The following is a 22,522-nucleotide window of genomic DNA, read 5'->3' on the forward strand; positions in this document are numbered from 1 at the left end:
GACGAAACGTTTCGGAGGCGATCGTCTGATGGAAACGAATCCGACGCTGGCCAAACTTCGTTGACCTTCATGATGCAGTCAGGCTAGCAAGATTGCGAAGCGCCCGTAGCTCAGCTGGATAGAGCGCCACCCTCCGAAGGTGGAGGTCACACGTTCGAATCGTGTCGGGCGCGCCACTTCGTGCAGGGCCTAGCTGCTAGAAGTCCGGCGAAAAAAGCTAAATCTTGAGCTCAGCGGCCTTGAGAGTTGCGGTCACGTCCGCGACGCCATCAATATCCCAAACTGAGTCGCGCAAGATGAACTTCCAGCCCTTCACGCTATCGACGTATGCGGCTCGCGGCGACACCACCTCATACGGAATGATTGCGGCCCGCAAAACCCTAAATTTTCCATCGAGCAGCACCGCGGCAAGTCGGTCGAAGGGTCTTTCCGGCAACCGTCTGATAAAACCGAGTTGGCGCGATCCTTGGGGCGTCACCAGTCTTCGGCATTTGATCTGGTAGCGAAGACCCTCTGAATCGAGCGCGTCCGCATCCGCTGAGGAATTTCCATTCAGGGTCCAGCCAAACGCGGTTGCGAACAGCAATTCTCCATAATCTCCCGTTGGATTGTTCGCACTCCGGACGACCGACCGTCGCCGCAGTTCGGCAAGTAAATCGCCATGCAATTCTAAAAGCGAAGAAACCGGGACACTCGTGAGGTCTATCATCCCACCATGCTACCGGGATTCGATACCTGTCGATATACTGCATGCGAGGAGCCAGAAATGACGGCCGATAGTCTCCGCGATGATGACAGCATCCAAGTAGCGGCGCGTAACGTCCTGATGGGCGCAGCCCCAGAGCGCAACGCCGATTTAGACAATATGTGGAGGGAGTTGGATCCGAGATTTCAGCTTGCCCCGGACTTTCATGAAGGCGACCGCGTCATCATGGATGCGGGTGCTTACCGGTATGTCCGCTTTAACCATCGTGTAATGAGGGCATTCTGGATCGCTGGATTTGCGGCATGGGAAGGCTACCGCGCGGTTGCAGAAGCTGCCTCTCTTGACGCTGTTGACCTCAGCCGCTTCAAAGAACTTATCGCGGCTTTCGATAGTGTAATTGTGAGCGACAATCCGGAATTGGAGCCGTTGCCGTCCGGCGTCGCCGAGCCGGGACAATACCCGGACAAACAGCGCGACCCTCAGGGCCGTGCCGCAAGTGAACTCGCAACTATAGCCGTAGGCTGGGCTCTCCTGCATGAGTTGCGGCACATCCGTCACCAGCGCGAAGGGACGGGAGCCGATCCTCAGGGCCCTGACACCAAGGCCAAGCACAATGAAGAGTTCTCCTGCGACGCGTTTGGCACAACGTTCCTGCTTGAGCAGATCGATGCTCATTGCCATCACACGCGCGAGGCCGCTGAGTCGGTCCGTCAAAAACGCCAACTTGGAATCTACTTCGGCTTGTTTGCCGTCGCACTACTCGCGAAGGACAAATGGGATGCCTCAGAAAGCCACCCCTCCGTCCAGAGCCGGATTAGCGCAGTTCATGCGCTTATGAAACCGTCGTCCGACATCGCAGAAGCAATCGCTCACGTTGCGTTTGCAGCTTTGAGGACGGCTTTGCCAGGTGCTCCCATTTGGTCCAGCGAAACGCCGCCCACATGAAGAGCATTCCTAATCGCGTTCCATGGAAGCGAGAACACAAAAAAGGCTGCTCGCCGAAGCGAGCAGCCTAGTCTTGGGAGGAAACCCCGCTAGGGAGTCGGCCGTGGCGTTATCACTTTCGAGCCCGATGCTGCAAGATTATGCCAGAATCACATCACGTGATGCCGTTGCGGACTAACTCAAGGGATGAACTTCGATCTGCGCTGACCCTCTTTTCGTACTTTCCCGAACGCCCGATCTGTCGCCATGAACCGTTCGATCATCGGCACGACGATCTTGCTCGGATCGGGCGCGGGCTGTCCGCTCTCGCGCCCGATAGCCTCGGCGTAAGCGACCAGATTGCGATGAACCGGCGCAGGCATCTCGATCGTCAGCTTGACCGGCTTATCGTCCTCAATCGTGCCTAACTTGAGCCTGCTCATCGGCTTGCCTCCTGCTGGCCGTACGGCGCCATCACGAGATCACGGTTGACGATCACGCGCACGGGAAACCCTTGGCGGATGGTGAGCGTCGGCTGGATGTTGAGCTGACGACGCACCAGCTGTTGACCGGTGTTGTTGACCGAATCCTGTGAGCCACGCCGCAAGGCGCGGACGAGGTCACTTTCCTCGCTGTCCGAGCCGACTTCCGCGCCGACGCTGAGCAAGGTGGAGAGCGCGGCGGCCTTGATCAGATCCCACCAGTGGTAGTCGACCTCGTCCTCAAGACCCGAGAAGCCCCGTGCATCGGCATCCTGCTGACGCTCGAGCACGATGGACTTGCCATCCGGCAACATGATGCGATTCCAGACGAGCAACACGCGCTTCTGCCCGAACGAGATCTGGCTGTCGTATTGTCCGATCAATCGCGATCCCTGTGGGATGAGCAGGAATTTTCCGGTTGGCGTATCGTAGACGTGCTCAGTGACTTGCGCCGTGACCTGTCCGGGCAGATCGGATTGGATGCCGGTGAGAAGCGCCGCCGGAATGATGGTGCCGGCTTGCACGACGTAGGGCGAGGCCGGGTTCGCCAAGCGATCCTGGCTGACGGTGCGGCGATCGATCGGGCCATTGACGAAGGCAAGTTTGCGATCCTGCATGTTCTGCATGGCATTGGGATCGAGCGGCGGGGCCTCCGCCGGTACTGCGAGCGTGGTGCTTGGCGCTGCAGTCGCGTTTGCCGGCGTGACAGGTGACGCGATGCGTATCGCGGTCGCTGCGAAGAGTTTGCTCAGACGCGCGGCCTCGATCTCCTGCAGGCGGCGTTGTTCCTCGGGCGTGATGCCGGGCTGCGGCAGCGGGCCGCCCGGTGGGATCGGTTGTCCCTGATTCTGCGCGCTCAGAATCGGCCGGCCGAGGTCACCCGGCAACGGCGGTCCGAGTTTCGGGACGCCGGTGTAGTCGCGCGGCAGACCTGTCAGGCCATCGGCGGTCGAGCGGTTCTCGGTCGAGTAGAGCTCTTTGTTGTCCTGGCCGGCGCGTCGTGTCTGAAGGGCGTAGATCAGCGAGGCCGCAATCGCGAGACCGGAGATGGCACCAAGGCTGATCAGCACCTTGCGCGACAACCGCGTGACCTGCGGTCGCTCAGGCCGCAGACGCAAGTCGGGCGTGACGTCCGGTGCATTCTGCGTTCCATCAGTCATGACCGGCGCCTTCCGTCGGTGCGGGTGATGCGGACACGGCGTTCACTATTGCTGTCGCCGAGGCGCAATTCGGCCGCGCCGAACAGACGATCGACGATGTAGTAGTTCTGGCGAGCGCGGTAGTTGACGAGCTCTGTGTCGCCGCCGGCCCCTATAATAAAGAGAGGCGGCATCTCGCCCTGCCGGATGCCCGAGGGGAACTCGATATAGACCTTGATGCCGTCGTCGAAGGCACGCAGCGGCCGCCACGCCGGCGTGTCGCCTTCGATCTCGTAGCGGAAGTTCAGCGATGAGATGTCAACGCCGGTCGCAACCGGCTGGGCCGTGAGCGCCGCCGCATTCTGGCGGCGCAGCGCGATGAGCTGGTCGTGCGGGTACTGCCAGGACACCGAGGCCATGTAGGTCTTCTCGGTCGAGTTCAGCTCGAGAAGGTAGGTACGACGGTCGGTGTTGATGACGAGATTGGTTTGCAGGTCCGGCCGCGTGGGCTTGACCAGGATATGTACCTGCTTGCTTTCGGCGGTGCCGCTCTCGGTGTCGCCGATTATCCAGCGCACGGTGTCGCCTGCAGCGACGGGACCGGAGCCGACGAGCTGCTCGCCTGGCTGCAAGGCGACGTCCGTCACCTGACCCGGCGCGGCATAGACCTGATAGAGCGCACCGGGCGAGAACGGATAGACCTGCACGGCATTGATGAAGCCGTTACGCACCGGCTGGACGCGCGCGGCCTTGTTCGCCTGGGTGATACGGTCCTTCGGATCCTTCGCCTCCGGCGGCGCCTTGGCACCCGGCACCGGCTTCAACTGACCGGGTAACGGCAGCGGTTTCGGAAGCTCGACCACTTGCACCGGGGCAGGCGGTTCGGCCGCCTGCACCGCCGGCACAAAATCATCATAAGTGATGTCGGGCGGAAAGAGCTTTTGCGCGCACCCCCCGAGTCCCGCAGTGCTGATCAGAAGAAGAGTCTTGAGCAGTTTTTGTTTATGGATCGGCTGCTTCATTGCGAGAGCTCCTTCGACCAGTTAATGGCGTTGACGTAGATGCCGAGTGGATTCTGTTTCAGGCGATCGGCGTCGCGCGGCGGCTGCAGGGCGATGGTGAGGATCGCGGTCCAGCGTTCGATGCCGGCGAGTTGCCCGTTCTCATAAGCGCGCTCGAACCAGGCGACGCGGAACGAGTCCGGCAAGGCGCGGATGACGCTGGAGACCTCGATCGCGATCTGGCGCTTGCCGACCTTGGCGAAGGGATCGTTGACGCGCGCGTAGTCATTGAGCGCCGACGCGCCGCGATCGGTCGTGAACTCGTAGGCGCGCAGCCAGTTCTGGCGCACGATCACGGCATCGGCCGGGATCGCGCGGACCTGCTCGATGAAACGTGCGAGATGCCAGGCGATCTGCGGATCGGTCGGCTTGTAGTCGGCGATCGCGGGACCGACCGCCTGCGCTTCGCCGATCATGTCGATTTGCACCACCCACGGCACGATTGAGCCCCGCGCCGACTGCCAGACCAAGCCAAAGGCAAGGCCCGCCGAGAGGAACAGCGAGCCGAACGCCATCAGCCTCCAATTCTTCGCTTGCACCCGTGCGGAGCCGATGCGGTCCTCCCAGACCTGTGCGGCGCGCTGATAGGGTGTTTCGGGTTCAGGCGTTGCGCCGTAGCGCACGGACGGTCTGCGGAAGACATTCATCAGCGTTCATCCTGTCGGAGGGAGATGGAGGCGCCGCCGCCGTGGCTGTCGCCGGAGCGGACGGCATGAGCGGCGGCGGTTGCGCCGTGGCTCATGGTCTGGTGGCGCTTCATGCGTTGCGCCCAGGCGGGCGGCGAAGACGGACTCGCAGCAGCATCACCGGCGTTCACGCCGCCGATCGTGCCCATCGTCGATGAACCGCCGGTCGCGGCGGCGGCGCTGCGCGCGCCACCGCGATAGCTCTCGGCCATTGCGCCCGCCGCACGACTCGCTGCGCGGCTGACGGGGCGCGTCGCGGCCGCGGCACCTGCGCGGGCAACTCCGGATAGACCGGACGCGACACCGGAAGCGCCGCTCTGTCCAGCCGACGCGAGGCCGTAGGATGTTGACGCGCCGCCGGCGAGCGCGGCACCGCCGCGCGCGGCCGCGGCGGTCGCACCCATCGCCGCCCCTGCTCCCCTCACGGCCATGCCGGCTGCCGCGCCGCCCGCCATGACCGCACCGCCTGCGGCCGATATGCTCTCCTTCAGGCCAGGAGCCTGAGGCGGGAACGTCGGCGTCCGGATCGCGATCTCCAGACAGCCGCTCGACGATGCGAAGCGGTAGAAGGTCGCCAGCACGAAGTTATGCAGCACGGCCTGGAAGGCGATCGCCGGTGCATTCGCCAGCGCGTCGCGCAACGCCAGCGTACGATGGGCCGTCAGTTCGGTGATGAGCCGATCAGGCAGCGGCTTGATGGTGTCGTCATCGTCATCGTCTTCGTCGACGGGTTCGACCGGCGCGCCCCCAATGGTAATGACCGCACGCTGGATGCCGCCCGCGGCTGCTTGTCCGTCGCCCGTCCGTCCTTCGGCGGTATCAGCCTCGGTTTCCGGATCGTCGACCACCGGCGCTTCATCCTCGGGCCGGACGTAACCACGATCGACCAGCAGAAACCCTTCCGCGTCGATGCTGATGAACACGCCGGCGCGAGCAATGGCGGCCTGATCGTAGCGAAGCGACCGGGCATCGAAAGCAGCACGCGCTGCTTCGATCTCGCCGAGACGCTGATCGATCTCGTTGGGCAGTTCGTCCGCATCCTGGTAGTCCTGCTCGATCTTGGCGTACTCGACGTTGAGGGCGTCAAGAGTCGCCTGCTCCTCGGGCGTGAGATCGACGGGCTCGCCGTCAAGCTCGCGCAGGCCGTTGGTGTGGCCATAAGGGAAGTCGACCGCCACCGCGACCCATTTCCAGCCCTCGGCTGCGATGGTCTCGGCTTCCGCCCTCAACTTGTCGGTGACGAGCCGGTCGAGCAGCGGCACGTCCTGCAGCCAGCCGCCGTCGTCATGCTCGAACAGATCGCGCATTACGGCGCCGCCGGCCTGCTCGTAAGCATCAAGCCCGATGAACTGGGCGCGCCGATCGGATGCGCGCACGGTATTCTCCGTGAGCATCCGGCGGATCTGGTAGGGCTCATCGAGTTGGGAGCTACTCACACTATCCCAGACCTGCTCCTGGCGCGCATGGTCGGCGACGACGGAGAAGGCCATCAGTTGCTCCAGCGTCATGTCGTCGGCGGCATAGACGTCGTGCAGCTTCGGCGATACGGACGCGAGACGAAGCCGCTGCTTGACGATCGCCGGCGTCACGAAGTGCCGCGCAGCGATATCCTCTTCGCTCATGCCCCCGTCGCGCAGAAGCTTGAACGTACGGAACTGATCGAGCGGGTGCAGGCCGACCCGCTCGTCATTCTCGGCGAGGGAATCATCCTCGGCGATGCCGCCATCCCGCACGACGCAAGGGACAGGTTGCGTCTTCGCCATCCGCTTCTGCTTCACTAGCAACTCGAGCGCGCGATAGCGCCGGCCGCCGGCGGGCACCTCGAACATGCCGGTCTCATGACCCTCAGCGTCGACGACCGCCCGGACGTTGAGGCCTTGCAGCAAGGTGCGCTGAGCGATACTCTCCGCGAGTTGCTCGACCGAGACGCCGGCCTTCACGCGCCGAACGTTGGACTGGCTGAGCACCAGCTTGTTGAAGGGAATATCGCGGGAGGGACTGAGCTTGATCTTCTGAACAGCGGTAGCCATGTCGGATTCTCCACGACGGGCGGCCGGAGACTCTCTCTCGACCTCCAACCCGTCACGAAAATTCGACCGGCCTCTCACTCTTCGTCTCTCATGATGCGTTGTTGGCGAACCGTCCACACCAGCGGGCAATATTGTTTGATAGAGTGGGGCCAGTATTGCTGGGAGGAGACCGCCACATGGAGGCCAACGAGAGCGGAAAGACAACGCCGCCGGAAGAGTTTGCGTCGTGGCGCAGCTTTTGGGACTTTCAGCGCGAGGTCACGCGTAACTGGCGTTATGTCCGGTCGCCGGAAGCCCAGCGATTTCTTTCGGCCGTCGCCGCCGGATGTCACGCGCGAACAGCCGAGATCAAGGAGGGCCGCCGGTTCTATCGCGCACAAGTCGCCCACCACGATGTACTCGACGAAAATGTCGGTGAGGAACTTCCCGGCCCGGCGCTGCCGCAGCGCATGTTTCCGTTTCGCGACCGCGCCACGGAAGGTCGGGTCAATCCTAAAGGGATTCCCTGCCTCTACATGGCCAGCGACAAGCACACCGCCATGGCCGAGGTGCGGCCATGGATCGGCTCATTGGTATCGCTTGGGCTGCTTCAAACGCGGAAACCATTGCGGATCGTTGACTGCACCAAGGGCGCGGAACGGCATCCGATTTATATCGAGGGTGAACCCTCGGCCGAGAAGCGGATTGAGGCGGTCTGGAGCCATATCGCACGGGCGTTCCGCGAACCGGTGACGCGCGATGACGATGTCGCCAGTTATGCGGCGACGCAGATCATCGCCGAAGTCTTTCGCAACGAAGGATTCGATGGGCTTGCCTATCGCAGCGCATTCGGCACTGACCAATTCAACGTTGCACTGTTCGATCTCGACGCAGCCGCGTTGACCATGTGCTCGCTCCACGAAATCAGGGATGTGGAACTGAAGCACTCAGAAACAACCAATCCTTATTACGTCAAGCAGGACGCTGAGGGAAATGCCCTGTTGGTTCAGAACGTCATCGTCGAAATTCGGCCGGTTGATCCGGCCTAAGCGGCCGACGACGCCGCAGCCGACGCGGTCTGAGCGCTCGCGAGCAGATAGTCGGCCGCCTTGGATGCCGCACTTGCGGCGCGAACGATGGCGCGGTTGTCCTCGCACAGCACCTCGAGCCACGAACCGATGTAATCGGCATGGCGAACCGTGGGCACGATGCCGAGCGACGCACACACGAACGCGCCGGCCATCTCGGCCACGAGTTCTTCGCGCGCGTAAGATTTCGAGCGGAACGAGCCGGAATGGTCGCGACCGAGGCGGGACAGATGACCGGTCCAATGGCCGAGTTCATGGAAGGCCGTACGGTGCCAGTTGATCGGCTCGAAGTAAGCTTGCGGAGGTGGCACCTGCACGAAATCGCCTGACGGACTATAGAAGGCACGTGCGCCGCCGATGCGGAAATCCGCGCCCGTCGCCGCGATCAGCCTCTCGGCCTCCGGCTCGACCATGCCGGGTGGTGGCGGCGGCGCAGCCTTCGTCACCTGTTCCGGCAGACCGTCGCATTGATCCGTATTGAAGACCGTGAACCGCTTGAGGAATGGGATGGCTTGGACGTCATCGCCGGCTTCGACAGCGCGCTTCTTCTCATCTTCCGGCACAAAGCGATCGGCATAGACAACGGTCGTGCCTCGCTCGCCCTTCCGGACGTTACCGCCAAGACCGAGCGCCTGGCGGAACGTGAGCCAACTCTGGCCGGAGAAGCCGCGCTCAATGACGGCGCCCCACAGGATCAGCACATTGATTCCGGAATAGCGGCGCTCGGTCGAGGCGTTTTTCGGCATCGCGAGCGGCGCGTTCGCCGCCGCGGTCCTCCACGGCTGAACCCAGGGCACGCGGCCTGCTTCCAGTTCGGCGATGATCTTGTCGGTGATTTCCTCATAAAGCCCGGGGCGGTCTTGACCGATACGGGCGCGAGCGGTGGATCTGGACATCGCGGTTCTCCGCGACGGGAGCCGCGAGCCTCTCTCGCAGCCTGGAACCCGTCACGAAAACCCGTCCTCACTCTCGCTCTCCCGCCGTGATCCTTCAGCGCGCGCGGCTCCTTTTTTGGGACCACGAAACGAACCCGCAAGCGCTGCGTCAGGGATGGATGCCCGAAGGGTGAAGACCCGGCATGCCGGGGCTTCAGCGAAGCCAACAGCCCGGCCCGCAGGGAGACGCCCATTCGCGCCTCGTAACGGCGGCATCGTAGAACTACAATACACGGATGCGGATCGAGGTGGGTGCGCGAATGCATGACATGTGGCAGAGGGGATAAGAACTTTATGTCAATGCTTCGAAAATGGCTCGCAACCTTCGGCGATAAAGCCCCAATTCCTAGAATCCCCAGCGACAAAATTCCAACGGTCGCGTTTGACGCTTCGGCCGTGAGCGACGCTGTCAAGGCTGACCTTCGAAATAATATCCTCCTTCTCGAGGACGTCAAAAAACGCCACTTCGATCAGGTCTATGAAGCAGCGTTACGTTCCATCACCGCAGGTCGCGACCTGAGCATACTTTACAATGCGCTGATGCGACTAAACGTTGCCGGCATGACGAAAAGACGAGCGTCAGAGATTGCGCACGTGTTGAATAACAAAGCGACGGCCCTAATGACTCAGGAGCGTCAGAAAGCGGTCGGTATAACACAAGCGGTTTGGCTCTACTCTGGTGCACCGTGTGAAGTAAATCCAAAAGCACCGACCGGACAGGATGCCGCCCACAAGGCGGCGAACGGGGAGCCATTCGATGTCAGCAAGGGAATGTTTTTGAATGGCAAATGGACTTGGCCCGGCGTCGAGCCGGGATGTCGATGCGCGTCCAAGTCTGTCATTCCTGGCTTTTCATAATACTTGACCTCTTAGGCAGACTGGTTTCCCACGTCACTGTCGACAGTTGTCGCACATCGACGTGTCGTGCTGATCGGCGTTTTTGTCATGACACGATAGAAACTATTGCAGCTATAGCACCGCCGCTTTGGGCGGCTGTTCCAGCGCGGCTCGCCGCTTTTCCGCATCTTTCTTTCGTTTGTTGGCGTCAATACGATATTGGTCGATCACATCGAGATCGCTCTTCATTTCGGCCGGCGTCGGAACCGGGATGGCCTTGCCCGCCGCCATGTCATGTCCAGAGCGTTCCGAGACCCGCTTCATCGCCCAATAGACCTGCTTGTGGTCTTCATCTTCGACAACGACCATCCGCAAGCTCTGTGTTTTGACGTCGCTATTAAATCGTTCCACGACTTTGCCGAGCAGGACCTCTTCGACGAGTCTTTCCCAGGTTTCCCTAAGGTCGGTGTAGAAGTCTTTCGCAGTCCGCCGCCATGTGTCCGTCGTGAAATCCGTGATTCCGTCAAAGCCCTTCAGCCGCGCTCTGAGAGTTTCAACCCGCTTCGTCACAGATTGAGCAATCCATGGTTCATCAGTTTCGCTGATCAAGCCAAAGCCCGCGGATTCAGACTTGTTGATGTAGTTTCGGACAAGAGGGACCGACGGATTGGCCTGTGCAGCAGCGTCAATCACCTCATTGAAGAACAAAAGATTGTGCGTGAAGATGATGACCTGCCGTCCGGCAGCCGCTTCTTTCACGAGTCTTGCGGCTACTCGCCTAATGCGGACATGGTCGAGTGATGAGACCGGATCGTCGATGATCATGCCTTGGCGAGATGTGTCGCCACCGACCTCGGCAAGAAAACAAGCAAGCGCCAGCGCACGCTGCTCACCTTCACTTAAAACCTTGCTGTTCGGGGTTGCTTTGGCCGCGTTGAGCCCAACCTCGAAGTAACTTTGTCCGTCCTGACTTCGATCATTAACGGCAAAAGGAATGTGCGTCAGCGCCAAGGCCTCGATCTCAGCGACGATGCGCTTCTCAAGATTCTCCATGACGAGACTACGCCGCAATGATGTCATCTGGCGAGACACTGAACCGGTCTCGACGACATCGCAGCATCCGAGAAGTTTGCGGCGTTCTTCCAAATCCGCCAGACGCGCCAGAACCACGGCAAGGTCGTCGGACAGCTTCTTGCGATCCTTGAGCGCATCGCGTCGCGCCCGCTCGGCGGCACGATTGCCATCGTTGGCAGCCGCCTTGTCGTCTGCCAGCGCCTCTGCCTCTAGTGCTTCTATTTCGATCCCCACTTTCGTCGCAATAGAGTCGGCGAGCGGAGGGAGTGTGGTGAAATCGTCCAGCCCGGCAACGCCGACAATCGCGTCGCGCCTCTTGCTGGCGGCTGCGCAATAGCCGGCGATCAGCGGCACCATTTCCTTGCGCTTGGCCGCCAGATCGGCGAATTCGCCGAGCGCTGCCTCGACCGCCTCGCTGGACGCGATCACAAGATCTTTGAACCGGCGCAGGGCTTCGCCATGGGCAGCAGACGCGGCAAGCGCCGCCGTGTTAGCGGCGCCCGTAACAAAATCGTTGAATGCCCGAATGCGCGCGGCAGCGTCCGCTGTCATCGGCTCCTGGCAGAGCATACAACGATCGCCTTCTTGGTCGGGCAAATGCTGATGATCAGTTCCAGTAACGCTCGCTGCGTAAGCGCGTGCATGATCGAACATGAGCCGCCACGGAGAGAGTCCGACACCGGACAGCGGCATCGTCGTGAAGGCGCCGGAAGCGGCGAGCTTGGCGGCCTGAGCTGTCGATTCGGCAGTGGTATACAAATCGCGGTAGATCTCGACAGCGGCGACTGAGAGCGCCTCTTCGACCTGTTCGGACGCTGTCAGAAGCTTCTGTAAAGCTGCCTTGGCACGTCGACGCTTCGCGGCCATCGTTGAAGGGTCGCTAGCTAAGGTCTGCTCAAGACTGGCAAGCTCGGCCGTCTCCTGCTCTGACACTGCCGCTAGCTTGCTGATCTCATCGGCGGAGGGTAATGCTTCCTTGGACTTTATTTCGAGACGAGCGAGTAGTTTTGCGACCGCGCCCGCTATCGTGTATCCGCCGGGAAGCGGCGTCTTCAGTTTCTTCTCGATAATCTTGATTTCTTCCCGAAATCCCGCCTCCAGCTCACCGCGGATAAGACCGTGACGTTCGAGGAGTGCGATGGCAGTCGGCAGAAATCCGATCCGGCTTTGCTTGTCGACGTAGAGGCGGGCATTTGCAGAATCGAAGACGGAGATTCGCGCAATTGGCGCAGGCGGATGTGTTCCATCGGTCCAGGTGATGGGAGTCGGCTCGGTGGCGCCTTCTTCGAGAAACCGGACAAGCACTTCGGCCGGCGGCTTGACGCCGGTCTCAAAAACGTTGCCGAGAAGGTCGTCCGCCGTCAGGCTGCGGCAAAGTTTCTTGGCGATCCGGCAATAGCCACTTTTGCCGCTTCCATTATCGCCGTAGATGACAGTGACGCCATCGATAGCGAAACGCAGTTGCTGCTCCTCCGCCAGGCGATTCAGATGCTTGACTGGACCGAGCGAGCAAAGCACCGCGCGCGGCTCGTTCGGATTGCTTGCCTTTAAATGCTCTGTTGTAAGTGGCGAGCATGCCGGCGGCTCATCCGACACAAATCCGCCCACATGTCGAACCCGTGCGGCTACAGCGTTCTTGTTGTCCTCATCGAGGACGAAGCCAGGTTGCCCGGCATGCCGTCGCAGAGCATCCCTGATCCAATCATGTTGTTTGTCCGCCCATTCCAGCAGTCCAGCTTCGGCCATTTCCCATCCCCCAGTTTTCTCGTCATCATAATTGTTGTTCTGTTCCGATCTTGTGGATTCGCGCGTCGGGGCAGACTTTCTTGGCGATGTCGCACAGGTGCCTGTGATGCGTCAGGTAAATGACCTGTCCCACGCCGGCCATGTCGGCGAACAGCCTGAATGCCTCTTCGGCACGAAAATCGTCAAACGTCTCCATGATGTCGTCGGCAACGAACGGCACCGGGGTGCGCGCCCGAATGAATTCGTAGTAGCCAGCCACGCGTAACGCCAAATAGAGCTGAAAGCGTGTGCCTTTCGATAATTCGTGGGCAGACTTCGAGCCGCCTGCCGCCGACAAGGCGATCAAAGTTTCGCCGTCCTTGGCGGGCTGGGCTACGAGCCCGCTATACTTGCCACGGCTGACCGTCCGAAATGCCGCCGATGCACGCGTCATCATCGAGCTGCGATGTTGCTCACGATAAAAACGCAAGGCCTGATCCATGGCGATCATTCCCGCACGGAATTGCAGGTAGCGTCCTGCACCTTCCTGGATTTCGAGAAGTGTCGTGCGACGACGTTCCTCGATTTCCGCGACCTTTGAATCTCCTCCGATCGCCTCGACTTGATCGATCGCCTGGCTTCGCGTGGCAAATAGCTCGCGACAGCGCTTATCCTGATCATCGAAACGAGACTTGAGTTCGATAGCCTCAGCCTCGAGCCCCGGTCGATCAGCAGTATCGAGAATGCGTTCCGCCTCGGTTACATCGGAGAGCCGCAGTGCTTCGCAGATTTCAATCTCCGCAGCCTCGACATCCGCCTGCAGCTCATTTCGTTTGGTAACGTCGAGGAGCTTTCCGGCGACCTCGGCCAGAGAGGAAACGCCAAAGAAAAATGTCATCCTCCTTTTCTGCTCGTCGTGAATTGCCAGCGTCTCGGCAAGCGAGCGTTCCCTCCTTTGTGCGTCTTCGCATTCAGCCTCGGCCTTCGCGCGACGTGCGCGATCTGTGGCTGCGTCCCGAACGCGATCACCGATACGCTGCGCCAAATCGAGGACCGCGCTTGAGTCGACAGGAATCCCTATTTCGTCGCAAATAGCAGCAACCTCATCGCGAAATGCGGTCTGGTCCTTCTCCATCTTATCGATGCGATCGACTAAGCCTGCCTTCTTTTCGAGAGCGGGCCCGAGATCGGCGACGGCTGACAGAATCTCGCGCACGGTTGCAAGCGTTGGTATTTCGGACGCATCGCCGAGCCAGCACCCTTTGCACGCCGTAGCCCAGGACTGGGACCATGTCTGCGCATCTGTGTTTGCCTGTTCCGCGGCGCGTTCGCGTTGCATCAGCTCGCGTCTGCGCTCGACCACCGCAGCACGCAACGCCCGGGTCTCACCTTCGCGATCTAGAAATTCTTGAGCCACGCCGAGAAGGCCTTCGAAACCGTGCTCAGGGTGGTAGGAGATACCAACAGCGTCGAGTGCAGCTTTCAACCGGTCATAAGTCTCCTGCGCATCTGCCTTAGCTTCGCGTAGTTCGCGTTCAGCCGTAAGAACATCTTCTCGTATTTCGAGCACCTTCTCACGCCGCGCGAGCCACGCTTCGATATCCGTCAGTGCGACATCGTCAGCGAATGGCAGCGCCATCGCCTGAGCTGCAGCAGCGACCTCATCGCGGATTGACTGCACGGCAGTGGCGGCGGCGTCCCTGAGTTCGCAGGCCCGCGTCAACTCGGCTGTGGCAATCGTGAGAGATTGTCCGGTCTGATGCAGTTTTGCCAAGTCTGACATGTGCGCCTGGCGGCTCGATGTGACGATATCGTCGTGCCGCAGCGCGCGCTCGAACGCGTCGGCTGACGTAGATGCGAGGTCAAGGCGGTGTGCTGACCACGCCTGCTCACGCCGTGTCCGGATGGCGGCCGCCTCCTTGTCGGAGACGATACCCGTCATGCCGGCAACGGCATCACGTTCGGCTTCAAGCCGGCGTGTCTCGCTTGTTAGCCGCTCGACATCGCCAACATGCTGTCTGAGCTCCCGCTGTGCGTCATCAATCGCTGTCTTCCATTGGCGAATCGTGTCGGCGGTCGGGCATCGCATCCCGAGGAGATCCTCAGCCTTACCCTGCCAAGGATGAAGCGTGCGGAGCTGGTCGGTCAGTGTAGCGATCGCTGCTTCACGGTCCTTCTCGGCCAATCGGCGACGCGCAGCGTGGTCGGCATCGCGCGAAGCGGCGACAGCCGTCGTCAATCGGACGAGCGCGTTATCTCTGACATGTTCGGACTCCGCGTCCGTTCCTGCGCCGCTCAGTGCTTCCTCGGCGTCCGCGACGCGGCGACGGGCGTCAGCAAGTTCCCTCGTGGCATTCAAGATGGCATTGTCAACGCCGGAGCGAGATTCGACCAACTCACGCAGGTGACCGACCGTTGAAGCGCCGAGCAGGAGGCGTCGGGGGTCTGTTTCCCCGTCCCGTTCCATGCGGGTCAAGATGCCGGAGATGGCTAACTCTGCGGCGTGCAATTGCAATCGCCGCTCGGGAATATCCTTTTCAGCCGTCATATGACGGGCGCGCAAGTCAGCGAGCCGTTCCACTCTGCTCTGCAGCTGTAAGGCTGGTTCGTCAACGATGATCGACTCGACTTCAATGCCCAGTCGTTCGATTTCTTCGGAAACTACCCGCGTTTGCACACCGAGCTCTATCTCTTCCTTCTGGAGCTTAGGCAGGTCCTCGCTCCAGGCTGGAGGCGGAACGGGCAACTCGGCGAGCGGCTGAAGGCGTTCGCGGAACGCTCGGAGCGCGGTGAGCCGCGGCAGAGCCGCAAGATGACGCTGAATCTCCTCGATCCGCGCCTGGACGCGTGTTCGTTCACCAATGGCATCGTCATATTGTGAAGAGGCGCGATCACGAATGTCGATGAGCCGCGCATAGTCAGACGCCAGCGTATCGAACCGCTCCCGTTCGGCCTTCAATTCGGCGAGGCGTGCTTTGAGGTCGGCGAGGGTCCCGCTTCGCGAGCGATGTTTATAGAAGCCGTCGGCCTCTGCCCTCAGGTCGAGCAACTTGCGGCTAAGATCGGACAGGCCCGCGCTGGCCGAAAACAGCAACTCTCCCAGATCGCCTTTGCTGGCGAGAATACTCTCGCCCCCTTTCTCGAGGGTTTCTTCATCGAGCGAAAACATGGTGCGATATGACTCGCGATCGATGCCGCCCAGTTCGTTACGGATAACGTGTTCGGCAATCGGTCGATCGTCAGAATCAAGGAGGCTGTTCTGCGGTCGCTTGATACGGACAAGCTCTCGGGTTTCAGCGGCGAACTCCAAAAGGCCGCCTATCCTCATGGTTGGGTAGGGATGAAGGAAGCCGAATGGATTCTGCGTTCCCATTCCGAACAACAGATCGAGAAAAGCCGCGAGAGCAGTCGACTTCCCCGCCTCGTTCGGACCATAGACGATGTGCAGGTCGGGCAGGCCCTGTGTCTTTTCACCGAAATCAATGCTCTGACCGGTGAAGCTTCCGAAACGGGTGAGATCGAGGCGTTTAAGGCGCATGAACTATGCATCCTTCTCAGATGCATGGAGCCTCGCAAGAATATCTTCAGTGCCCTCGCTCGCCAGAAGCGCAAGGCCGGCCTTGAAAGATGTTTCGTCAACGCCGAGGCTGTCGCGGCATTCCTGAGGGAGCTGCGATCTCAGTTCGTCGGCGACCGCGACGAGCTCCGTCCGAAAGCCCTCCGATTGAAGCACTTCTTCCTCGATGAGACGTCGGAGTTCCACGAGCGGATCGGCAGCGGACTCGGCTGTCTCCGGTGCGGAATGGGTTGCCACTTCGAACTTTTCGATCCAGCAGGCACCGATGAGGGATCCACGATCATCCGCCTCGGTCTTCAGGAGGTCGAGGTCGCGCCGAATGCGCCAGGACAATGGAGTCGCGCCGGTGACCCGCAGCCGGGCGACGAGATGTTCGGAAGCGACGGCGTCACGCGCCTGCTCCAGCGCGCGCGTAACAGCAGCGATAAGATCGCCCCAGTCATCGAGGCCGGTGGCATCGACTGAGACGCGTTCGAATTGTGCGATACTGGTGACACGCTCCTCAATGTGGATCGAATGATTGTTCAGAATAGTGACGAGAGTTACCGATTTCGGGCCGGACTCATTGATGTCGCGTCCTTGCGGCATGCCCGGCATTACGATCGCACAGTCGCCTTCCACAATCGCTCTTTTATGCACATGACCCAGAGCCCAATATTGGAATCCGGTGGCGTGTAGGTCAGCATGACTGCATGGCGCGTAAGGATCGTGGCCCGGCGCACCTGCAAGGCTCGTGTGCATGATACCGATGTTCACGGCTCCCGCGACGGCAGGCTTATACTTTGGGACCAAGCTTTCAGGCGCGTGCGGTTGCGCAAAACTCAGGCCATGGATTGCGACTGGGAAATGGCCTGCATCCCGGTCGATGGCCACTGCTTCGGCGCGACCACCGAAGACCTTCACAGAGTCTGGAAACGTCAGCTCCTTTGTTATTCGTGAAAGCGCGTCATGATTGCCGCGAATGATGAAGACGCGAATTCCGGCCTGGTGTAGCCGCCGGACCTGCTCGGCCAGAAAACGGGCCGTCTTCATCGATGTCTGATCGCCATCATAAAGATCGCCTGCCAGAACCAGCGCGTCGACGCGTTCTTCCAGGCACAGATCGATGATACGCACGAAAGCCCGCCGCGTCGCGTTCCCAATCAGATCGGCAAGATCGGGATTGCGCAGGGCAAGCGAACGAAGCGGAGAGTCGAGATGGACATCCGCTGCGTGGACGAAGCGATACGATGCGATATTCCCCTCCCTTATATCTCAATTCGATTCCCGACAGCCGAACCCTCCGGCTGTGAAACCGCCCCGAAGCCTCTATGTCGGGCCCTTCCCTCTAAGCCCCTTCATCTCATTAATTCTTCGCGTTACGGATCGAACCGTACGGGCCGTTTTATCTTTGGCCTCCGTTGGCCTGCTGACATTGCTAGGTTGCGTGCTCGTGCGATGATCCGCAAAGTCGCGGCGCCTCGATGAAATTGCCGAAACGCTTCCGCCACGGACGCATCGAGGAAGCAGGTCGTTGTCTGCGCATCTGCCGGTTGTGTTAGAAGTCCAGCGGGCACGCCATGCTGCCATCCACGGGCGGCCCGGAAGCTCACAACCAAATGCCCGAACGTGGGATACGCATGGTCTAAATGAGCTTCGGCAAACGTGATCAACTCATCTGACAGGTCGCACGGTACACGGCCAGCACTATCGCCATACGTTTCGAAGTGGCGCTTCTTCGCCGCAAGAAGGTCGACCGCGACCGCCCCTCTGCAGGCATCATAGAATTCCTGCGCGTTCGACTTCGGCTGGCCCTTTACCGCGTCGATATAACTGAAGTCGGTATCGGTTCCGTCGGTCCTGTGGACCCAAAAGCCAGGTGTCGAGTAACTCTCCCCGACATTTAGTCGGCGAAAAAAATGCCCGATACCGGCTCCAATCTTGGAGGGGCCATTACTGATGACGGCGTCATAGCGCTCCAGGAGGGCAACCAGATCATCATGATCCGAGCGACCTTCCACAATCTGATTATCGGAATGACGCCGAAGCATGTCCTTGAAATGTGCTAGCGCCGCTATCTGCGTCCGCCAGGACCGGCCATTCGGCAAATTGATCTGCTTCGCCATCTTTTATCCTGGAGAATTGCTTTCACCGTCGGCTCATAACTGACGAGTTTAGAGACGATGTTCAATGAAACATCACCATTTGGTCAGTCAACGGCTCGGAATCAGCTTCCTTGAATTTGACTCCGCGGACGCCGCCGACATCTGTAACAACGCGCGTGATATGGTGGTTGGTATTGACTGCGCGCCATTCCCTCGCCGCGCCCGGTCCTCCAGCGTTCTTGGCTGTCCGGAAGATGTAGTCGTCCCCCGACGAAAAATTACGACCTGCAAACTCGCCACTTGCCAAAATGCCTTGGCAAATGGCTTGCATGATCGCGGCGTGGGTACCCGTGTCCAAACCGCGTTGAACGAGCCACGCATTTGGAGTTGCATAGCGGTAGTGCCGGATAGCTGGGGCACCGCCACCACCTTTGAAAACGATCTTCGCGCAATCGGCTGCGTAATCGCCGAAAATCATATGATCAGCGGTTTCCGGGGCAAATCCGACGGCTTTCTTCCAGGCGATCCATTCGTTTCGCGGGACGATAGCGTGGAGACCAGGATCGGCCGGATTTTTCTCCGGGAAATTGGTGCCTTGAAAGACGATCTGCTGCCAGGAGGCCAACGACTGCAGCGTGTCGAGGACTCCGGCAATGACTGGTGCTACGTGATCGGGATTCGTGAAGTCCGCGTCGTGGAAATCAGCGATGACCATACAATCGCTGGCGGCAAGACCAAGTTTTTCGATGGCAGCCAGTGCTTGATGGCCAATCTCTGCGTCGGCGAGGTCGCCGGATGAGAAAACGACACCGAATTTCAGGGACGCAGCAGTGTCGATGCATGCCTTGTAACCGTTGAGATCATCACGCAGGAGATCATCGACAGCTACAAGCGGAATGGGTCGCGCGTTCGCCTTGCGGGCGTTCTCGAACATCTTTGGCAGCCAAAGGCCCATACGATCGCGGCCGAACTCATCCAGAAGATAGGTCGCCTCAATGAGCGCATCTCGCTGAGGCCAATGGAGGGAGAGGGCCCGGCTGACGTCGGGAAATCTCTCTCCGACGATGAGACGTGGCTCCAGTTCGCTATCACGTTCGCTCTGAGGTGGGACGATGAAGCGAGGCGTGATGCGATCAGCTACATCGGGGGCGAGATCGCGCACTCCCATGAGCTCCCCGGATTTCATGCGAAGGGCACAGACATATAAGGGCTTGGCGCGGACGATCATGTGGGGCTCCTAACCATTGATCAGAAGCTGCTTGCGTACCGTGCCTCTGCCCAGCTTGTTTGAGAAAATGCGGTAGTCATTACGCTCCATGCGGATTCGGCCAAACACGATGGCCGGACTGATCTTGAGCTGATTTGCCAGCTTTTCGACAGGTTCGGCTGCCCTCGCGATTCTGGCGGGAGAGCGGACCCAAACTTCTTCTGGGATCAGTAGATTTGCCGCAAATTGATTGGCTTCATTCTCGAACTCGTCGACCTCCGGGGAGGTGACGTCATCAAAAAAGCCCGATGACAAACCTGTCCGATAATGCAGCACGATGTGTGCGATCTCGTGAAACAGCGTGAACCAAAAATTGTCCAGCGTATCGCGCAAAAGCGTCATGCCAATCACCGGCACTTCGTCGGCGAGAAAGGCGGCGCCGTCCACTGACATCCCAGAAATTTGAGGTTCAGCGATCAGGACAATCCCATTCTGCAGCAGGAGATCACGAGCACGCTTCGGACCGTCGTCAAGCTGACTGAGGTGGACCAGTTCGATGAGCCACGAAACGTTGATCGGCCGGTACTTGGGCTTGGCCTCTGCGATAATGGCCTCGGCGCGACGAGTGACTTGCGCCTTCCAGGAGAGGAGCGACCAGTCGTGAGAATGATCTACGACGTTCAATCCTGTCCTAAGAAGAGAGGGCGTACCGTAGCGAATGACGTGATCGCCCACGTGCCGAACGAGCGTTGCGATGGCATTTTCGTCGGACGTTTCGGCAGTTTCGAGCCATCCGTTGTCGCGAGCATGCCTGAGCACTTTCGTGAGGTCATCCCGCGCGACATCGTAGATGGGGGGGCTTTGGCCGTCGATCAGAGCGATGTCGCTCATCTTCCAGCGGACGCCCAAGGTCTGGGCCACTTTTTGATAGTTCGATAGACTGATCGAGCGGTATTTCTCGATTTCCCATCGCTGGATGGCCTGCTCGCGCAATCCAAGTTTGCGGGCCAGATCTTTTTGCGAGAATCCTCGGATGATTCGGGCAACGATTAGGAAAGCGCCCGGATCGTTGCCGGCCTGCTCTCTGAGAAGAGAGAAATCACCTGCACGCGCTTTTTGATACGCGACAAGGAGTTCAGCTCGTTCTCTACGTTCGGTTGCCAAGGACCGTCGCACGCCGTCGACGACTTCCCGCGGAAGCCCTTCCACGATGGATTTCAGCACCTGCTCTGAAGACAGCGCCCGATCGAGCTCAGCGATTGCGTCTTCCGCTTCGCGGGCCTGACGTTCCGTAGATATGAAAGTTCCAGCAATCATTTCCGGCAGTTCGACACAACATATCTGTTGTGTCAAGTCCGCCGCCGGTGTTTACCCCAGAATCAGACCGAATTCCGTGTCACCTGCAGAGGCGACGTTATCCAGCATGAAGTCGTTGATCTTTACACAACAGTCTTCCGAATAAGATCGGCGCTATCCGAAAGCATCGTGCGCTGCAAATTCATTTGTGCCATCTGCGCGACCCGCGCCGACGGGAGGAAGCGTTTCATCTCGGCGTAGAATGCTGTCGCTGTCGCATCTTTTGCCAGTTCATCGAGACGGGCCGCTGCCTTCACCGCAATATCGAGTGTGCCGTAATCGGCAAATTTCTTCAGAACCATCTCGCGATCAGGTGTCGCACTGAGCTTGTTGAAGAGGAACCAGACGTCCCACACATCGCGAAATTTGAGAGCCGCCCTTGCGGTCAACGCGACGGCTTTGTCTGCAAGAATCTCGTTCGGGGTTTCGGCATTGAGAATCACATCTTGAATCTGCACCAACCCCGGCGTTGCACTGACCGTTAATGGCTTTGAGTCGTAGGATGGGACGTTCGCGAACTCGATCTTGATGCGTGACTTCGGCGTCTTGGGAGTCGGATTGACTGGCACTACGATTTGCCATGCGGCGACGTTGACGTCGCTTCCTTTAACGAGTTCCGGTTGTGCTGGACGCTTCAGAGCAATCTGCGCAGCATCGATGTCGAAGTCACGCTGCAGAGTTCGCTTCGTGGTTTCGAGCGCCTTATCAACGAGGTCGTCGAACTCGACGTCTTTCAGATATGCGCCCGCCTTGCCGCAGACGAAGTCGAGATCCTCGCTGTATCGCTCGCCACCATAACATAGACGCAGAGCGGTCCCACCCTGAAAAATGACGTGTTGCAGGACGCCAGCTTCGGATAGCGCGGACAGAAGATGAAGGTGGATGGCTTCCTTCATCAAATTCTGGTCCATGCCCGCTTCGATGCCGCGGCGCTGGATAAAGGCATCGATTGCGCTTTTAAGCCCGCTCGCTTTGTTGCTCATCTAGGCTCTCTTCCTCCGAAATAGCGTCCGCAAGAATTTCTTCGTCAATCAGGTCGAGATTTCTGCCGACACGGCGCAGGTCACGAATGGCCGTACGGACCGTGGCTTCCAGCGTTCCGTCGTTCAGGACGACGTCGGTCCCAATCTCGATCTTACGATCTGTATGGGTGAACTCCACGGCGCCCCAGGGCGTATCGAATCGTCCAGGCGATCCGGTCGTCATGCAGGTCAGCGCGGTCGTAATCTGCGAGATGACCCCTGCCTCTGACAGCTTCGATTCCAGACTGATGTAGTTGATCTCGCGGGGCCGGAGGAACCGCAGGAGGCCGCGACGAATATCCGCCGGGCTCGAACGGGCCGTGGGATTAACGTACACGCCGCGCGCTGCGCGGATCAGCACGCCCTGGTCCGAGAGCCGCTTCATCATGAGCTTCAGATAAGCTGGGTCAGCGACGCCCATCAGCGCCGAAAAACTCGGAGCCGTAAAGGCCCAGACGCCTGCCGCGTCAGCCTGCATCAGCTTCTTGATGAGGTCGCTTCTCTTCATATATGTCTCATACTAGTTATCAAAAATGATAACCTCAATATGATTTGGCGCGCAGAGAGAATTGTAAGCGGAAGAGAAGCTTCAAAAGGCACAATCCCCGGA

18 protein-coding genes and 1 tRNA gene are annotated in these 22,522 nt (G+C 59.8%); 4 read left to right on the forward strand and 15 right to left on the reverse strand.

Features of this window, described 5'->3' with window-relative positions; all coding sequences use genetic code 11:
- The first annotated feature begins 99 nt into the window (after window positions 1-99).
- Window positions 100-176 (forward strand) — tRNA-Arg (locus AC1Q67_RS09730).
- Window positions 177-217: 41 nt separating this feature from the next.
- On the opposite strand, the gene AC1Q67_RS09735 is transcribed toward AC1Q67_RS09730, so the two are convergent.
- Window positions 218-709 carry a hypothetical protein gene (locus tag AC1Q67_RS09735; RefSeq protein ID WP_492234284.1) on the reverse strand — a complete coding sequence of 164 codons (492 nt, stop codon included), beginning with the start codon at window positions 707-709 and terminating at the stop codon, window positions 218-220.
- Between the two features lie 57 nt (window positions 710-766).
- On the opposite strand from AC1Q67_RS09735, the gene AC1Q67_RS09740 reads away from it, so the two are divergent.
- A complete protein-coding gene (locus tag AC1Q67_RS09740) occupies window positions 767-1,651 on the forward strand; it encodes a phage exclusion protein Lit family protein (protein ID WP_492234283.1) in 885 nt (294 codons plus the stop codon).
- Between the two features lie 179 nt (window positions 1,652-1,830).
- On the opposite strand, the gene AC1Q67_RS09745 is transcribed toward AC1Q67_RS09740, so the two are convergent.
- From AC1Q67_RS09745 to AC1Q67_RS09765, 5 genes are read right to left on the reverse strand one after another with little or no spacing between them, the layout of a single operon-like run.
- Entirely contained in the window at window positions 1,831-2,073 is a 243-nt protein-coding gene (locus AC1Q67_RS09745) for a DUF2274 domain-containing protein (protein WP_492234282.1), read from the reverse strand.
- On the reverse strand, window positions 2,070-3,272 hold the full coding sequence (locus tag AC1Q67_RS09750; RefSeq protein ID WP_492234280.1) for a TraB/TrbI/VirB10 family type IV secretion system protein: 1,203 nt from the start codon (window positions 3,270-3,272) through the stop codon (window positions 2,070-2,072). Before AC1Q67_RS09750 ends, AC1Q67_RS09745 begins: the two co-directional genes overlap by 4 nt.
- Window positions 3,269-4,273, reverse strand: a complete 1,005-nt coding sequence (gene trbG, locus AC1Q67_RS09755; protein ID WP_492234278.1) for a P-type conjugative transfer protein TrbG — start codon at window positions 4,271-4,273, stop codon at window positions 3,269-3,271. The genes AC1Q67_RS09750 and trbG overlap by 4 nt, the downstream gene beginning before the upstream one ends.
- Complete coding sequence (trbF, locus tag AC1Q67_RS09760) at window positions 4,270-4,959, reverse strand: conjugal transfer protein TrbF (protein ID WP_492234276.1); 690 nt, start codon at window positions 4,957-4,959, stop codon at window positions 4,270-4,272. Before trbF ends, trbG begins: the two co-directional genes overlap by 4 nt.
- Complete coding sequence (locus AC1Q67_RS09765; RefSeq protein ID WP_492234275.1) at window positions 4,959-7,028, reverse strand: ParB/RepB/Spo0J family partition protein; 2,070 nt, start codon at window positions 7,026-7,028, stop codon at window positions 4,959-4,961. The genes trbF and AC1Q67_RS09765 overlap by 1 nt, the downstream gene beginning before the upstream one ends.
- 176 nt (window positions 7,029-7,204) lie before the next feature.
- Between AC1Q67_RS09765 and AC1Q67_RS09770 the strand changes: the two genes are divergently transcribed.
- Window positions 7,205-8,056 carry an RES family NAD+ phosphorylase gene (locus tag AC1Q67_RS09770; protein WP_492234274.1) on the forward strand — a complete coding sequence of 284 codons (852 nt, stop codon included), beginning with the start codon at window positions 7,205-7,207 and terminating at the stop codon, window positions 8,054-8,056.
- On the opposite strand, the gene AC1Q67_RS09775 is transcribed toward AC1Q67_RS09770, so the two are convergent.
- Window positions 8,053-8,991, reverse strand: coding sequence for an ArdC family protein (locus tag AC1Q67_RS09775; protein WP_492234273.1), 939 nt, complete (start codon window positions 8,989-8,991; stop codon window positions 8,053-8,055). The two genes, AC1Q67_RS09770 and AC1Q67_RS09775, sit on opposite strands and share 4 nt — an antisense overlap.
- Window positions 8,992-9,324: 333 nt before the next feature.
- On the opposite strand from AC1Q67_RS09775, the gene AC1Q67_RS09780 reads away from it, so the two are divergent.
- Complete coding sequence (locus tag AC1Q67_RS09780; RefSeq protein WP_492234271.1) at window positions 9,325-9,888, forward strand: putative phage head morphogenesis protein; 564 nt, start codon at window positions 9,325-9,327, stop codon at window positions 9,886-9,888.
- A 111-nt stretch (window positions 9,889-9,999) separates the two neighbouring features.
- Here the strand turns inward: AC1Q67_RS09780 and AC1Q67_RS09785 are convergent, their stop codons facing one another.
- From AC1Q67_RS09785 to abiEi, 8 genes are all read right to left on the reverse strand, one after another.
- On the reverse strand, window positions 10,000-12,687 hold the full coding sequence (locus AC1Q67_RS09785; protein WP_492234270.1) for an AAA family ATPase: 2,688 nt from the start codon (window positions 12,685-12,687) through the stop codon (window positions 10,000-10,002).
- Window positions 12,688-12,712: 25 nt separating this feature from the next.
- Window positions 12,713-16,204: an AAA family ATPase gene (locus AC1Q67_RS09790; RefSeq protein ID WP_492234269.1), complete on the reverse strand. Its 3,492-nt coding sequence runs from the start codon at window positions 16,202-16,204 to the stop codon at window positions 12,713-12,715.
- Between the two features lie 3 nt (window positions 16,205-16,207).
- Window positions 16,208-17,479, reverse strand: coding sequence for a metallophosphoesterase family protein (locus AC1Q67_RS09795; protein WP_492235674.1), 1,272 nt, complete (start codon window positions 17,477-17,479; stop codon window positions 16,208-16,210).
- Window positions 17,480-17,601: 122 nt separating this feature from the next.
- On the reverse strand, window positions 17,602-18,348 hold the full coding sequence (locus AC1Q67_RS09800) for a DCL family protein (RefSeq protein WP_492234268.1): 747 nt from the start codon (window positions 18,346-18,348) through the stop codon (window positions 17,602-17,604).
- Window positions 18,349-18,409: 61 nt separating this feature from the next.
- Complete coding sequence (locus tag AC1Q67_RS09805; protein ID WP_492234267.1) at window positions 18,410-19,555, reverse strand: beta family protein; 1,146 nt, start codon at window positions 19,553-19,555, stop codon at window positions 18,410-18,412.
- A 9-nt stretch (window positions 19,556-19,564) separates the two neighbouring features.
- The gene (locus AC1Q67_RS09810) at window positions 19,565-20,887 is read right to left on the reverse strand and encodes an ImmA/IrrE family metallo-endopeptidase (protein WP_492234265.1); all 1,323 of its coding nucleotides are present in this window, start codon (window positions 20,885-20,887) and stop codon (window positions 19,565-19,567) included.
- 86 nt (window positions 20,888-20,973) lie between these two features.
- Window positions 20,974-21,873, reverse strand: coding sequence for a nucleotidyl transferase AbiEii/AbiGii toxin family protein (locus AC1Q67_RS09815; protein WP_492234264.1), 900 nt, complete (start codon window positions 21,871-21,873; stop codon window positions 20,974-20,976).
- Window positions 21,848-22,420: a type IV toxin-antitoxin system AbiEi family antitoxin gene (abiEi, locus tag AC1Q67_RS09820; RefSeq protein WP_492234262.1), complete on the reverse strand. Its 573-nt coding sequence runs from the start codon at window positions 22,418-22,420 to the stop codon at window positions 21,848-21,850. The genes AC1Q67_RS09815 and abiEi overlap by 26 nt, the downstream gene beginning before the upstream one ends.
- Window positions 22,421-22,522: the final 102 nt, after the last annotated feature.

Source organism: Afipia sp. GW823-FHT06G09, from assembly GCF_058794875.1.

What these genes read in the sequence shown, in the direction of transcription:
- AC1Q67_RS09735 (WP_492234284.1), bottom strand. Translation starts at nt 709, where the DNA reads ATGATAGACCTCACGAGTGTCCCGGTTTCTTCGCTTTTAGAATTGCAT.
- AC1Q67_RS09740 (WP_492234283.1), top strand. Translation starts at nt 767, where the DNA reads ATGACGGCCGATAGTCTCCGCGATGATGACAGCATCCAAGTAGCGGCG.
- AC1Q67_RS09745 (WP_492234282.1), bottom strand. Translation starts at nt 2,073, where the DNA reads ATGAGCAGGCTCAAGTTAGGCACGATTGAGGACGATAAGCCGGTCAAG.
- AC1Q67_RS09750 (WP_492234280.1), bottom strand. Translation starts at nt 3,272, where the DNA reads ATGACTGATGGAACGCAGAATGCACCGGACGTCACGCCCGACTTGCGT.
- trbG (WP_492234278.1), bottom strand. Translation starts at nt 4,273, where the DNA reads ATGAAGCAGCCGATCCATAAACAAAAACTGCTCAAGACTCTTCTTCTG.
- trbF (WP_492234276.1), bottom strand. Translation starts at nt 4,959, where the DNA reads ATGAATGTCTTCCGCAGACCGTCCGTGCGCTACGGCGCAACGCCTGAA.
- AC1Q67_RS09765 (WP_492234275.1), bottom strand. Translation starts at nt 7,028, where the DNA reads ATGGCTACCGCTGTTCAGAAGATCAAGCTCAGTCCCTCCCGCGATATT.
- AC1Q67_RS09770 (WP_492234274.1), top strand. Translation starts at nt 7,205, where the DNA reads ATGGAGGCCAACGAGAGCGGAAAGACAACGCCGCCGGAAGAGTTTGCG.
- AC1Q67_RS09775 (WP_492234273.1), bottom strand. Translation starts at nt 8,991, where the DNA reads ATGTCCAGATCCACCGCTCGCGCCCGTATCGGTCAAGACCGCCCCGGG.
- AC1Q67_RS09780 (WP_492234271.1), top strand. Translation starts at nt 9,325, where the DNA reads ATGTCAATGCTTCGAAAATGGCTCGCAACCTTCGGCGATAAAGCCCCA.
- AC1Q67_RS09785 (WP_492234270.1), bottom strand. Translation starts at nt 12,687, where the DNA reads ATGGCCGAAGCTGGACTGCTGGAATGGGCGGACAAACAACATGATTGG.
- AC1Q67_RS09790 (WP_492234269.1), bottom strand. Translation starts at nt 16,204, where the DNA reads ATGCGCCTTAAACGCCTCGATCTCACCCGTTTCGGAAGCTTCACCGGT.
- AC1Q67_RS09800 (WP_492234268.1), bottom strand. Translation starts at nt 18,348, where the DNA reads ATGGCGAAGCAGATCAATTTGCCGAATGGCCGGTCCTGGCGGACGCAG.
- AC1Q67_RS09805 (WP_492234267.1), bottom strand. Translation starts at nt 19,555, where the DNA reads ATGATCGTCCGCGCCAAGCCCTTATATGTCTGTGCCCTTCGCATGAAA.
- AC1Q67_RS09815 (WP_492234264.1), bottom strand. Translation starts at nt 21,873, where the DNA reads ATGAGCAACAAAGCGAGCGGGCTTAAAAGCGCAATCGATGCCTTTATC.
- abiEi (WP_492234262.1), bottom strand. Translation starts at nt 22,420, where the DNA reads ATGAAGAGAAGCGACCTCATCAAGAAGCTGATGCAGGCTGACGCGGCA.